The sequence below is a fragment of the Streptomyces sp. NPDC005803 genome (assembly GCF_040630435.1).
In the GTDB taxonomy this organism is placed as follows: Bacteria; Actinomycetota; Actinomycetes; order Streptomycetales; family Streptomycetaceae; genus Streptomyces.
Genome location: NZ_JBEXXO010000016.1, coordinates 1 through 12,987, shown reverse-complemented (window position 1 = coordinate 12,987; position 12,987 = coordinate 1). Strand labels below are relative to the sequence as shown.

Here is a 12,987-nt window from a genome sequence, read left to right as displayed (position 1 = left end):
GAGCCGGCCCGGTGGGCGTGGCCGTCACGTCGTTGCGGGCAGCCCGAAGTGGTCGGCGATGATGCGCATCGTCACGGCGCCGTCGGCGTTGAAGTCGGGATCGGCGTCGTACGCGGGGGTCTCCCGGCCGACGATCCCGGCGGCCAGCAACTCCCGTACCAGCAGGTCGCCGCTGCGTCGCGACTCGCGGCGCCGGCCGACGTTGAAGTACACCCGCCCGAAACCGCCCCGGTTGTACACGAAGTTGAACGGGTGGTCGTCGCAGTGCGGAACCATGTAGTTCTGTCCGTGCGGGCAGGCGCACGCGGGTGTGGAGGCCAGGAACACCGTGTCCACGCGCCCGGGCCCGCCGAACTGCTCGTCGTAGCGGAATCCGGTCAGGTCGCGGGCGAGGTCCGCCACCGCCGCTCCGCGCCCGGGGGCGGCGGCGTAGGTGATCCAGGCCCAGCCGTCCGACGCACCCCGCGCGTCGGCGGGTCCTGTCGCGTCGGCGCAGACGGCGGTGAGCGTGGGCAGGTCCAGGCCTCTGGCGTAGATGACGTACGTGTCCGGGGCGATGACCGGGTTCACCGGGCGGCCACCGCCAGGACGAGCGGGGGCGAGGGCAGGCCGAAGTAGTCCGCGACCGTCTTCACCAGGCGGTTCTCGTCGTCGTAGTGGTGGTCGAAGCAGTCGTGGCCGTCGTCGGTCTCCCCCTGGACGCACTCCGCCCCGGGGCCGATGAGGTTCGCGGCGAGGAGCTCGGCCGACAGGTGATCGGGGTTCTCGCCGACCCGCTGCCCGATGTCCTCGAAGCTGAAGAAGAGGACCGTGCGCCCGTCGCGGAGGTAGTGGAAGTGGGGTCCGTGCGCCTTGGCGCTGCAGGGCTCCGTCACGAACACCACCAGCTCCGCCCCCTGCGGGCAGACGCGCCCGTAGTCGACCTCGTCGTAGTCGTCGATCTCGGGGTTGAGCATCTCGTGCGCCACCCAGGCCCACCCGCCCGCCTCGCCCTGCGCCAGCGGCTCCCGCCGCAGTTCGCGCAGTCCCGTGGTGAGGGCGTCCACGGACAGCCCCCGGGAGAACACGAGGTTCACCTCGTAGCCGGGAATCGATGGATCCATCCAGTCGGTCATGCGGAGATCGTAAGTTCAGCCACTGACAACGTGGGGGCGCCCAAGCCCCGTTGGCGTGGGGGTGCCCGCCGGCCGTCCCGGCAGGTGATATTGGCGCGACAACGGCCGGGCACCTCTGGAACGCTCCCTACGCGGACCCGCGTCCGCGTGCGAGGTGTCCGTGCGACGGGATGGGTGGGGCGATGGCATTCGCGCTGGCAGGGCCGGTTCTGGAGGGTGCGCGCGTGCGCCTGGAGCCGCTGGAGCACCGGCACGCCGAGGATCTGGCGGTGGCCTCCCAGGAGGACCGGAGCTCGTACCGGTTCACCTGGGTGCCCGGCCGCGGTGAGGTCGACGGGTACATCGACGCCCAGCTCGCCCGCGCCGCCTCAGGGAAACTGTGTCCGTACGCGCAGATCGACCGGGCGTCGGGCCGCGCGGTCGGGGTCACGGCGTACTGGGAGCCCCGGCATTGGCTGGACGAGGACACGCTGAGCGCGATCGAGGTCGGCTTCACCTGGCTCGCCGCCTCCGCCCAGGGCTCGGGGATCAACACGGAGGCCAAGTACCTGCTGTTCCGGCACGCCTTCGAGGCGTGGGGCGTCGCGCGCGTCGACCTGAAGACGGATGCTCGCAACAGCCGCTCCCGGGCCGCGATCGAATCGGTGGGCGCGAGCTTCGAGGGCGTGCTGCGGAACTGGTCACGGTCGTCGGCGCCGGGTGAGGAGGGGAGGCTGCGGAACTCCGCGATCTTCTCGCTGACGGCGGACGAGTGGCCGGACCGCCGGGCGCGGCTGGAGGAGCGTCTCGCTCGCGGACGCGGCAACGGGCGGCCTGAGGCCCGGCTCCCGGTCGGAAGCTGAGCCCGGCCGCCCGACGGACGGGCAGGCCGCGGGGCCTACACCCCAGCCCGGAACCCCCGCAGCCGCAGCGAGTTGCCGACCACGAACACCGAAGAGAACGCCATCGCCGCACCCGCGATCATCGGGTTCAGCAGACCCGCCGCGGCCAGCGGCAGCGCGGCCACGTTGTAGGCGAAGGCCCAGAACAGGTTCGTACGGATGGTGCCGAGCGTCTTCCGGGACAGCCGGATCGCGTCCGCGGCCGCCCGCAGGTCCCCGCGCACCAGGGTCAGGTCGCCGGCCTCGATCGCCGCGTCCGTGCCCGTGCCCATCGCGAGACCCAGATCGGCCTGGGCGAGGGCGGCCGCGTCGTTCACGCCGTCCCCGACCATGGCGACCGAACGCCCCTCGCCCTGGAGGCGCTTGACGACGTCGACCTTGTCCTGCGGCATGACCTCCGCGTACACCTCCTCGATGCCGACCTCGGCCGCGACCGCCTGCGCCACCGCCCGGTTGTCGCCGGTCAGCAGGATCGGCGTCAGGCCGAGCGCGCGCAGCCGCTCGATCGCCTCGGCGCTGGTGTCCTTCACCGCGTCGGCCACCTCCAGGACCGCGCGGGCCTCGCCGTCCCAGGCGACGGCGATCGCGGTGCGGCCCGCGGCCTCCGCGTCGGCCTTGCGACGGCCCAGTTCCGCGGGCAGGTGGATCTCCCACTCGGCCAGCAGCTGTTCCCGTCCCACGAGGACGGCGTGGCCCTCGACGACGCCCTGGACGCCGAGGCCGGGGAGGTTGGTGAAGTCGTCGGGGGTGGGGAGGGGGGCTGTGGTGCGGTCGGTGGCTCCGGTGGCGACGGCTTGGGCGATGGGGTGTTCGGAGGCGTGTTCCAGGGCTCCGGCGAGGCGCAGGACGTCGGTTTCGGTGGTGCCGGGGGTGGTGTGGACGGTCTGGAGGGTCATGCGGCCGGTGGTGACGGTGCCGGTCTTGTCGAGGACGATGGTGTCGACGCGGCGGGTGGTCTCCAGGACCTCGGGGCCCTTGATGAGGATGCCGAGCTGGGCGCCGCGTCCGGTGCCGACCATGAGGGCGGTCGGGGTGGCCAGGCCCAGGGCGCAGGGGCAGGCGATGATCAGTACGGCGACGGCGGCCGTGAACGCGGCCGTCAGGCCTTCCCCGCTGCCCAGCCAGAAGCCGAGCGTGCCGAGCGCGAGCGCGATCACGACGGGGACGAACACCGCGGAGATCCGGTCGGCCAGCCGCTGCGCCGCCGCCTTGCCGTTCTGCGCGTCCTCGACCAGCTTCGCCATCCGGGCCAGCTGGGTGTCGGCGCCGACCCGGGTCGCCTCCACGACGAGCCGGCCGCCCGCGTTCAGCGTCGCGCCGGTCACCGGGTCGCCGACCGTGACCTCGACGGGCACGGACTCACCGGTGAGCATCGACGCGTCCACCGCCGAACCGCCCTCCACCACGGTGCCGTCCGTGGCGATCTTCTCGCCCGGGCGGACCAGGAACCGGTCCCCGACCCGGAGGGCGGCGGTGTCCACGGTGACCTCACGGCCGTCGCGCAGGACGGTGACCTCCTTCGCGCCCAGTTCGAGCAGCGCCTTCAGCGCGGCGCCCGCCTTCCGCTTGGAGCGGGCCTCGAAGTAGCGCCCGGCCAGGATGAACGCGGTGACTCCGGCGGCTGCTTCCAGGTAGATGTTGCCGGCGCCGTCGCTGCGTCCGATGGTCAGCTCGAAGGGGTGCGTCATGCCGGTCATCCCGGCGGTGCCGAAGAACAGGGCCCACACCGACCACAGGAACGCGGCCGACGTGCCGACCGAGATCAGCGTGTCCATGGTGGCCGCGCCGTGCCGGGCGTTGGTCCACGCGGCGCGGTGGAAGGGCCAGGCGGCGTACGTGACGACGGGGGCGGTGAGGGTGAGCGAGAGCCACTGCCAGTTGTCGAACTGGAGCGCGGGGATCATCGACATCGCGATGACCGGCACCGCGAGCAGGACGGCGGTGAGCAGCCGCTGCCGCAGCGGGCGGAGCTCGTCCGCCTCGTCCGCCTCGGTGGGGGCGTCGCCGGTGCGTACCGGGGGAGCGGGCTCGTGCGCCGTGTAGCCGGTCTTCTCGACGGTGGCGATGAGGTCCTGTACGGAGACGTCCTCGCCCCGGTAGCTGACCTTGGCCTTCTCGGTGGCGTAGTTGACGGTGGCCTCGACCCCGTCCATCCGGTTGAGCTTCTTCTCGATACGGGCCGCGCACGAGGCGCAGGTCATGCCGCCGATGGCGAGCTCGACCTCTGCGGCGACGCCGGTACCGGTGGGGCCACTGGGGGCAGTGGTGCCGGTGGTAGCTGCGGTCTGCGCGGACACAGGGCCTCCTTCAGCCGAGCGCTTATACCCCCTGGGGGTATCTTCTCCCTCCAGGTATACCCCCTGCCCCTATGCCGGGGCAAGGGTGATCCGTCCGGTAGGCCTGATCCGCGCCGCCGGTCACCTGCCGGGCGCCCGGCCTCGCGTATGTTCACGTGCACGGTGAGGCTGCGCCCCCGCCTACCGCCCCGTAGGCTGGCATTGGACTAGACCTATAGATGTCTCCTGGAGGATTGGGTTCCCATGAGCAACCGTGCAGTCCTGGAGGTGATCGCTCTCGACGCGGAGGACGCGGTCGCTGCCCAGGCGGGTGGTGCGGACCGGCTTGAGCTGGTCACCGACATGGCGGCGGACGGCCTCACCCCGTCCTGCGCGACGTTCGCGGCGATCCGCGCGGCGGTGGACATTCCGTTGCGGGTGATGCTCAGGGTGGCGGACGGCTTCGCGGCCGGCGACGTCGGCGTACTCGTACGCAAGGCGCGCGAGCTGCGGGCGGAGGGCGCGGACGAGTTCGTGCTCGGCTTCCTGGACGCGGACGGCCACCCCGACCTCGTCGCGGTCGAGCGGATCGTCGCCGAACTGGACGGTTGCAACTGGACGTTCCACCGCGCGATCGACCGCACCGCCGACCGCGACGCGCTGCGCAAGGCCCTCGCCGACCTGCCGGGCCTGGACACGTACCTCACCGCGGGCTCCCCCGCCGGGGTGGACCAGGGCGTCCCCACGCTGGTGGCCGAGGCGGCGCGCAAGGGTGAGCCGGGGTACGAGCCGCAGATCCTCGTCGGCGGCGGCCTCCGGCTGGAACACCTGCCGGAGCTGCTGGACGCGGGTATCGACGCCTTCCACATCGGCGGAGCCGCCCGGCCGGGCGGCTGGTCGGGGCCGGTGGACGTGGCCGCGGTGCGGGAGTGGCGGAACGTGCTCGACGCGTAGAGCGGGGACACGCGGGCTCCCGGACATCGCTGCGGTGCGGGAGTGGCGGAACGTGCTCGACGCGTAGAGCGGTCGCACGCGGGCTCACACGGGCGGGGGCGGGATGCCGGAGACGGCGTCCCGCCCCCGCCCGTTGCGTGGGAGCCCGGACACGGCGTACCGGGCCACCGGTGTGCGAGCGCGGTCCCGTCAGGCTGGTGCTGTCATGACCCTGGCGCAACAAAGACCCCCGGCTTCACAATGGCGACACGGCGGTGTGGGAACGCTCCCACGGCGTCTCCCCGGCTGTGCTCACTGCCTATGGGAGCGTTCCCACTCCTGTCCGCCGCGCGAAGCACCGCCACCCTTCCCCAACCGAAAGGCCCCCGGTGAACGCCTCTCCGCCCCTGCCCCCCACCGGTCGCGCCCGCGCCCGGCGCGGGCGCCGTGTGCTCGGGACACTCGCCCTCACCGCACTGTTCGGCGGTGTCCTCACCGCCCCCGGCGCCGTCGCCGAGGACGCCGACCCGGCCCCGGAGCAGATCACCAACGGTGACTTCGCCGCCGGTACCGCGCCCTGGTGGTGGACCGCCAACACCGCGGCCGCCGTCACGGACGGCCGGCTCTGCACCGACGTACCGGCCGGAACGGCCAACCCGTGGGACGTGATCGTCGGCCAGAACGACATCCCGCTCGTGGCCGGGGAGACGTACAGCCTCACCTACACGGCCACCTCCACCACCCCGCTGTCCATCCACACCAATGTGCAGATGGCCACCGACCCGTGGACCACGGACCTGTCCGCGACCGACCAGATCGGCACGGAGGCGGCCCCCGTCACCCACGTCTTCACCGCGACCTCGGACCGCGACGCCGCCCAGCTCGCCTTCCAGATCGGCGGCAGCGACGAGGCGGCCACCTTCTGCCTCGACGACGTGTCCCTGCGCGGCGGCGCCGAACCGCCCGTGTACGTGCCCGACACCGGCTCGCCCGTCCGCGTCAACCAGGTCGGCTACCTCCCGCAGGGCCCGAAGAACGGCACCCTGGTCACCGACGCGACCGAGCCGCTGCCCTGGACGCTCAAGTCTGCCGACGGATCGACCGCGGCCACCGGCACGACCGTCCCCGGCGGCGTCGACCCGACCTCGCGGCAGAACGTGCACACCTTCGACTTCAGCGACGTTACCACCACCGGCGACGGCTACACCGTCGAAGCGGACGGGCAGGTCAGCGAGCCCTTCTCGATCCGCGGCGATCTGTACGACACCCTGCGCGGCGACTCGCTCGCGTACTTCTACCAGAACCGCAGCGGCATCGCGATCGACGCGGACCTCGTCGGCGAGCAGTACGCCCGCCCGGCCGGGCACCTCGACGTCGCGCCCAACAAGGGCGACACGAACGTCCCCTGTCAGCCGGGTGTCTGCAACTACCGGCTCGACGTGCGGGGCGGCTGGTACGACGCCGGGGACCAGGGCAAGTACGTGGTCAACGGCGGCATCGCCGTGGCCGAGCTGATGGACACCTACGAGCGGACCCTGACGGCCGACAGCGCGGAGTCCGCCGAACTCGGCGACGGCGCGCTGCGGGTGCCCGAGCACGGCAACCAGGTGCCGGACATCCTCGACGAGGCCCGCTGGGAGCTCGACTTCCTCATGCGCATGCAGGTCCCCGCCGGGCAGCCGCTCGCCGGAATGGTCCACCACAAGGTGCACGACGCCCAGTGGACCGGACTGCCGATGATGCCCCATCTGGACCCCCAGCAGCGCGAGTTGCACCCGCCGTCCACCGCCGCGACCCTCAACCTCGCCGCCACGGCAGCCCAGTGCGCCCGGCTCTTCGCCCCGTACGACGCGCAGTTCGCCACCCGGTGCCGTACGGCCGCCGAGACGGCGTGGACCGCGGCGAAGGCCCACCCGGACGTGCTCGCCGACCCCGCCGACGGCACGGGCGGCGGCACCTACAGCGACAACGACGTCTCCGACGAGTTCTACTGGGCCGCCGCGGAACTCTTCACCACCACCGGCGCCGACACCTACCGCCAGGCCCTCCTCGGCTCCCCGCTGCACGGCGACACCGACGCGGCGTTCCCGGCCGACGGCGGCATGTGGTGGGGCGGGACGGCCGGACTCGGCGTCCTCACCCTGGCCACCGTGCCCAACGGTCTGACCGCCGACCAGCTCGCCCAGGTCCGCTCCGTGGTCACCACGGCCGCCGGACGCTACGCCCAGCAGACCGAGGACCAGCTGTACGGCGTGCCGTACGCCCCGGCCGGCCAGAACTACGCCTGGGGCTCCAACAGCCAGGTGCTCAACAACATGATCGTGCTCGCCACCGCCGCCGACCTCACCGGGAAGGCCGAGTACCGCGACGCGGTGCTGCGCGGCGCGGACTACCTGTTCGGGCGCAACCCGCTCAACCAGTCCTACGTCACCGGATACGGCGAGCGCAGCTCGCAGAACCAGCACCACCGGGTGTGGGCGCACCAGAGCGACCCCGACCTGCCCCACCCGCCGGCCGGCTCCCTCGCGGGCGGGCCGAACCTCACCGCCCCCACCTCCGGGGACCCGGCGGCCGCCGAGAAGCTGGGCGGCTGCGCGGCGGCGATGTGCTACCTCGACGACAACGGCTCGTACGCCACCAACGAGGTCGCCATCAACTGGAACGCGCCGCTGGCCTTCGTCGCCTCCTACCTGGACGACGCCGGTGACGGGACGGGCCCGGCCCGCTCCTGCCGCGTCACGTACTCCTCGCACCCGTGGAGCACCGGCTCGACCACCACGGTCACGGTGAAGAACACCGGTACCGAGGCGCTCACCCCGTGGTCCCTGACCTGGCTGCTGCCCGGCGACCAGAAGCTCAGCCACACCTGGAGCGCCGCGATCAACCAGTACGGGCGTACGGTCACCGCCACCCCGCTGTCCTGGAACCGCACCCTCGCCCCGGGAGCGGCGGTCGACTTCGGATTCAACAGCAGCGTCACGGGCGCGGCCGCCGACCCGGGCACGGTCAAGCTGAACGGGAGGGCCTGCACGGCCGGCTGACCGGACGCGGGGGTGGGGGCGGACGACCGCCCCACCCCCGCGTGCGTCAGGGCGGGGCGGCCGCCGGCCCCGCGTGCGTCAGCCCAACTCCTGCGGCAGCGGCACCGCGTGCGTCAGGCCAACTCCTGCGGCAGCGGCGCCGCGTGCAGGACGATCAGCCCGGACACCGCACGCGTCAGCGCCACGTACAGCCGGCGCAGCCCCGTCCGCTCGTCGGGCTCGCCGTCGACGACCGCGGCCGGTTCGTCCAGCACCACGTAGTCGTACTCCAGGCCCTTCGCCAGCGACGCCGGAACCAGCGTCAGACGGGACTCGGCGGTCGTCTCCTGGCCGGGCGAGAGGTAGCTGTGCCCCGCCGCGGTCAGCGCCTGCGCGAGCGCCGGGATGCGCGCGTCCGCGGCGATCAGGCCCGTCGAACCCTCCTGCTCCAGTGACTCCACGCACGCCGCGACGACCGCCGCGTCCAGCGCGTCCGCGCCCGCCACCGCCCGCACCGACAGCGAACCGGGCGACTCGCGCACCGACTCCACCGCCGCCAGGCCGGGCGAGATCACCGGCAGCAGCCGGGAAGCGTACGCGATCACCTCGCGCGGCACACGGAAGCCCGCCGTCAGCTCCTCCACCACCGCGTCCGACTTCCCCAGGTGGTACAGCGCCTGGTCCCAGCTCTGCGTCGACCACGGCGTCGTGCCCTGCGCCAGATCACCGAGCACGGTCGCCGAGCCGGTCGAGCAGCGCCGGCCCACCGCCCGGTACTGCATGGGGGAGAGGTCCTGCGCCTCGTCGATCACCACATGGCCGAGCGAGTGCGTACGCGCCACCAGGTCGGACGCCTCGTCGATCAGCACCGCGTCCGCCGCCGACCACTTCGCGGACTTCACGCTGCGGGCCGGCTTCGTCCACAGGATCGTCTTCTGCTCGTCCTCGCTCAGCAGCCCGTCCGCGTGCGCGGCCAGGAACTCCGGGTCCGACAGCAGCCGCAGCACCAGCTTCGACGGCTCGACCGCCGGCCAGATCGCCTTGACGGCCGCCTTCACCGCCGGGGTGCGCGCCACCGCGTTCTGCACCCGGTCGTCGGGCGCCTCGCCCGCCTCCTCCATCCGCACCAGCACGGCGTGCGCGATGCGCTGCGGGAGGGCCTCGTGCGCCGCCCCGTACCGCATGTCGCGGGCCAGCAGCTCGTGGACCATCTCCTCGATCTCGTACGCCGGGACCCGCCAGCGCCGCGAGCCGCGCACCACCATGACGGGCTCCACCGGCATCGTCACGTGCGAACGGATCGCCCGCCGCAACACCTCGGCCATCCGGGCGTCGCCCTTCACGACGGCGGCCCGCGCCTCGTCCGTGCCCCGGACCTCGACCTGCGCCGTCACCAGGTCGTCGACGGTCGCCTGCTTCACCTCCAGCTCACCGAGGGCCGGCAGCACCTGCTCGATGTAATGGAGGAACGACCGGTTCGGCCCGATGACGAGCGTGCCGGTGCGGGCGAGACGCTCGCGGTGCGCGTACAGCAGATACGCCACCCGGTGCAGGCCGACGGCGGTCTTCCCGGTGCCGGGCCCGCCCTGCACACAGACCGAGCCGCCGAGATCGCTGCGGACGATCTCGTCCTGCTCGGGCTGGATCGTCGCGACGATGTCACGCATGGGGCCCACGCGCGGCCGCTCGATCTCCGCCTGGAGCAGCTTGCTGGTCTGCGCGGTCTCCGTCGGATCGGTGAGGTGCTCGTCCTCGTACGCGGTCAGCTCACCGCCCGTGTACCCGAAGCGGCGCCGCTGACCGACGTCCAGGGGGTCGTTGCGGGAGGCCCGGTAGAACGGCTGGGAGACCGGTGCACGCCAGTCGATGACCATCGGATCACCGTCGGCGTCGTGGACGTGGCGGCGCCCGATGTAGAACTGCTCGCCCTCCGCGCCCTCCGCCTGCGCGGCCCCGACCACATGGAGGTAGTCCAGCCGCCCGAAGAAGAGCGGCGTGTGGGAGAGGTCGGCGAGCGACTTGATGCGGTCGGCGATCTGGGCCTGGAGCACTGCGGCGTTCACCCAGTTCGCCGTGACGTCACGGATGTTGAGGGCCTGGGCGTCCTCACGCATGGCGCGCAGCGCGGCGCGCGACGCGGCGAGGTGGGCGCGCTCATGGGCGAGGGGGTCGGTGGTGGTGTCGCTTTCTTGTTCGTGCGCGGGCACGGTGTTGCCTCCGGCATTCAACGCAGGACGACGGACCGCCCCTCGCCTCCGGCCGTTGCTCGGGGGCGACGCGGTCCGCTCGGGGATCGATCACTGGTGCGCACGCGGGGCGTACGCACGGCTGTCGGCCGGTTTCCGTCCGGTCGGCGGCGCTCCCCCGGCTGCCGGCGCACGCCCTTGCGGACGGCCGGTACCACGGTGCGGGAGGCGGGCAGACCGGCGATTGTATCGGCCGCCCCCGCCCGGCGCGAACGAATATCGCCCGGGTCCATCCCGTAGGGGACGGCATGCGACCACAGGGGTAGAGGCACGTCCACGGGCTTCCACCCGAGGACCGACGCCCGCGCGGCCGGACCGGAGCACCATGGAAGACATGAGCACCGTCACCCTGAACCCACGAAGGACCGGCCCCGCGCACGGCTCGACGGCGGCCACCGGTCACCCCCACCGCGCCGCGGACGCGCTGCGCGCCGTCAAGGTCTACCTACGGGCCGCGATCAGCGTCGTCGTCCTCGGCGAGTACGCGGAGGAGGCGGGCGTGCGCCGCACGCGCTGAACGCGACGCCCCGCCCCCTCCGCCCCGCTCAGCTGTCCGAGCTGTCCGACAGCAGCTCGTCCGCGTCCACGATCCGGTACGCGTAGCCCTGCTCGGCCAGGAACCGCTGGCGGTGCGCCGCGAAGTCCTGGTCGATCGTGTCGCGCGCGACCACCGAGTAGAACCGCGCCTCGTGCCCGTCCGCCTTCGGACGCAGCACCCGGCCCAGCCGCTGCGCCTCCTCCTGACGCGAGCCGAACGTGCCCGACACCTGAATGGCGACGGTCGCCTCCGGCAGGTCGATGGAGAAGTTCGCCACCTTCGACACGACCAGCACGCTGATCTCGCCCTGCCGGAACGCCTCGAAGAGGATCTCGCGCTGGGCGTTGCTCGTCTCGCCCTTGATCACCGGGGCGTCCAGATGCTCACCCAGCTCGTCGAGCTGGTCGATGTACTGCCCGATCACCAGCGTCTGCTCACCCTTGTGCTTGCGCACCAGCGCCTCGGTGACCTTCCGCTTCGTCGCGGTCGTCGCGCAGAACCGGTACTTCTCCTCGGTCTCGGCGGTCGCGTACGCGAGCCGCTCCGAGTCCGTCAGATTGACCCGCACCTCGACGCAGTCGGCCGGCGCGATGTAACCCTGCGCCTCGATCTCCTTCCACGGGGCGTCGAACCGCTTGGGCCCGATCAGCGAGAAGACGTCCGACTCGCGCCCGTCCTCCCGCACCAGCGTGGCCGTGAGCCCCAGCCGGCGCCGCGCCTGGAGATCGGCGGTGAACTTGAAGACGGGCGCGGGCAGCAGATGCACCTCGTCATAGATCACGAGCCCCCAGTCCCGGGAGTCGAACAGCTCCAGGTGCGGGTAGATGCCCTTCCTGCGGGTCGTCAGCACCTGGTACGTGGCGATCGTGACCGGCCGGATCTCCTTGCGCGTACCGCTGTACTCGCCGATCTCCTCCTCGGTCAGCGACGTCCGCTTCACCAGCTCGTGCTTCCACTGCCGGGCCGAGACCGTGTTCGTCACCAGGATCAGCGTGGTCGCCTTGGCCTGCGCCATCGCGCCCGCCCCGACCAGCGTCTTGCCCGCGCCGCACGGCAGCACGACCACCCCGGACCCGCCGTGCCAGAACCCCTCGACGGCCTGCTGCTGGTACGGCCGCAGCGCCCAGCCGTTCTCGTCCAGCTCGATCGGGTGCGCCTCGCCGTCCACGTACCCCGCGAGGTCCTCGGCGGGCCAGCCCAGCTTCAGCAGCGTCTGCTTGACCTGCCCGCGCTCGGACGGGTGCACGGCCACGGTGTCCGGGTCGATCCGGGCCCCGACCAGCGGCTGGACCTTCTTCGACCGGAGGATCTCCTCCAGGACCGGCCGGTCCGTGGAGGTCAGCACCAGCCCGTGCACCGGATGCTTGGACAGCGTGAGCCGGCCGTAGCGGTCCATCGTCTCGGCGATGTCGACGAGCAGCGCGTGCGGTACGGGGTAGCGCGAGTACTTCACGAGCGCGTCGACGACCTGCTCGGCGTCATGCCCAGCGGCGCGGGCGTTCCACAGCCCGAGCGGGGTCAGCCGGTAGGTGTGGATGTGCTCGGGCGCACGCTCCAGCTCCGCGAAGGGGGCGATCACACGGCGGCAGGCGTCGGCCTGCTCGTGGTCGACCTCGAGGAGCAGCGTCTTGTCGCTCTGGACGATGAGGGGTCCGGTCACGCGCTTCGGCCCTTTCTGCGGCGGGGTGGCCGTGTACCGGCCAAACGTCCAGTGTGCCGTATGTGGGGGCGGGGTGGTTCTGCGCGCCCCGGTCCGGGGCGGGCCCGTGCTGCTCCCCGGTCCGGGGCGCGGGCCCCTCTGTGGTTCGCCCGGGTCCGGGGCGCAGGGTTCCGTCCTCAATCGCCGGACGGGCTCAATTGGTGCGGCTTGCCCCGTGGGGTGTGCGCCTGCCCGGTGGGTGGGGGTCCGGGGTCCCTCCGGGGCGTCTCCTCAAACGACGAACGTTCCGCGGGTACGCAGCGGACCCGGGTCGATGTT

General features: G+C 72.5%; 9 protein-coding genes. 4 read left to right on the top strand and 5 right to left on the bottom strand.

The window, feature by feature from the left end:
• Positions 1 to 24 precede the first annotated feature (24 nt).
• Positions 25 to 570, bottom strand: coding sequence for a hypothetical protein (locus tag ABZ454_RS22420; protein WP_359540205.1), 546 nt, complete (start codon positions 568 to 570; stop codon positions 25 to 27).
• Positions 567 to 1,115 carry a hypothetical protein gene (locus ABZ454_RS22415; RefSeq protein ID WP_359540204.1) on the bottom strand — a complete coding sequence of 183 codons (549 nt, stop codon included), beginning with the start codon at positions 1,113 to 1,115 and terminating at the stop codon, positions 567 to 569. Before ABZ454_RS22415 ends, ABZ454_RS22420 begins: the two co-directional genes overlap by 4 nt.
• A 182-nt stretch (positions 1,116 to 1,297) precedes the next feature.
• On the opposite strand from ABZ454_RS22415, the gene ABZ454_RS22410 reads away from it, so the two are divergent.
• Entirely contained in the window at positions 1,298 to 1,957 is a 660-nt protein-coding gene (locus ABZ454_RS22410) for a GNAT family protein (RefSeq protein WP_359540202.1), read from the top strand.
• A 35-nt stretch (positions 1,958 to 1,992) separates the two neighbouring features.
• Here ABZ454_RS22410 and ABZ454_RS22405 read toward each other — a convergent pair whose 3' ends face one another.
• Positions 1,993 to 4,206: a heavy metal translocating P-type ATPase gene (locus ABZ454_RS22405; protein ID WP_359540500.1), complete on the bottom strand. Its 2,214-nt coding sequence runs from the start codon at positions 4,204 to 4,206 to the stop codon at positions 1,993 to 1,995.
• Between the two features lie 330 nt (positions 4,207 to 4,536).
• Here ABZ454_RS22405 and ABZ454_RS22400 point away from each other — a divergent pair, with 330 nt between their 5' ends.
• Both ABZ454_RS22400 and ABZ454_RS22395 read left to right on the top strand, forming a co-directional pair.
• A complete protein-coding gene (locus tag ABZ454_RS22400; RefSeq protein WP_356325818.1) occupies positions 4,537 to 5,226 on the top strand; it encodes a copper homeostasis protein CutC in 690 nt (229 codons plus the stop codon).
• A gap of 428 nt (positions 5,227 to 5,654) precedes the next feature.
• On the top strand, positions 5,655 to 8,246 hold the full coding sequence (locus tag ABZ454_RS22395) for a glycoside hydrolase family 9 protein (RefSeq protein ID WP_359540198.1): 2,592 nt from the start codon (positions 5,655 to 5,657) through the stop codon (positions 8,244 to 8,246).
• A gap of 113 nt (positions 8,247 to 8,359) precedes the next feature.
• Here the strand turns inward: ABZ454_RS22395 and ABZ454_RS22390 are convergent, their stop codons facing one another.
• On the bottom strand, positions 8,360 to 10,432 hold the full coding sequence (locus tag ABZ454_RS22390) for an ATP-binding domain-containing protein (protein ID WP_359540196.1): 2,073 nt from the start codon (positions 10,430 to 10,432) through the stop codon (positions 8,360 to 8,362).
• 373 nt (positions 10,433 to 10,805) lie between these two features.
• On the opposite strand from ABZ454_RS22390, the gene ABZ454_RS22385 reads away from it, so the two are divergent.
• Entirely contained in the window at positions 10,806 to 10,988 is a 183-nt protein-coding gene (locus ABZ454_RS22385; RefSeq protein WP_356325822.1) for a hypothetical protein, read from the top strand.
• 28 nt (positions 10,989 to 11,016) lie between these two features.
• On the opposite strand, the gene ABZ454_RS22380 is transcribed toward ABZ454_RS22385, so the two are convergent.
• Positions 11,017 to 12,669 carry a DNA repair helicase XPB gene (locus tag ABZ454_RS22380; RefSeq protein WP_359540192.1) on the bottom strand — a complete coding sequence of 551 codons (1,653 nt, stop codon included), beginning with the start codon at positions 12,667 to 12,669 and terminating at the stop codon, positions 11,017 to 11,019.
• Positions 12,670 to 12,987 lie beyond the last annotated feature (318 nt).

Bases quoted from the DNA above. Each gene is read 5' to 3' on its own strand.
- ABZ454_RS22415 (WP_359540204.1), bottom strand. From the start codon at position 1,115: ATGACCGACTGGATGGATCCATCGATTCCCGGCTACGAGGTGAACCTC.
- ABZ454_RS22410 (WP_359540202.1), top strand. From the start codon at position 1,298: ATGGCATTCGCGCTGGCAGGGCCGGTTCTGGAGGGTGCGCGCGTGCGC.
- ABZ454_RS22400 (WP_356325818.1), top strand. From the start codon at position 4,537: ATGAGCAACCGTGCAGTCCTGGAGGTGATCGCTCTCGACGCGGAGGAC.
- ABZ454_RS22385 (WP_356325822.1), top strand. From the start codon at position 10,806: ATGAGCACCGTCACCCTGAACCCACGAAGGACCGGCCCCGCGCACGGC.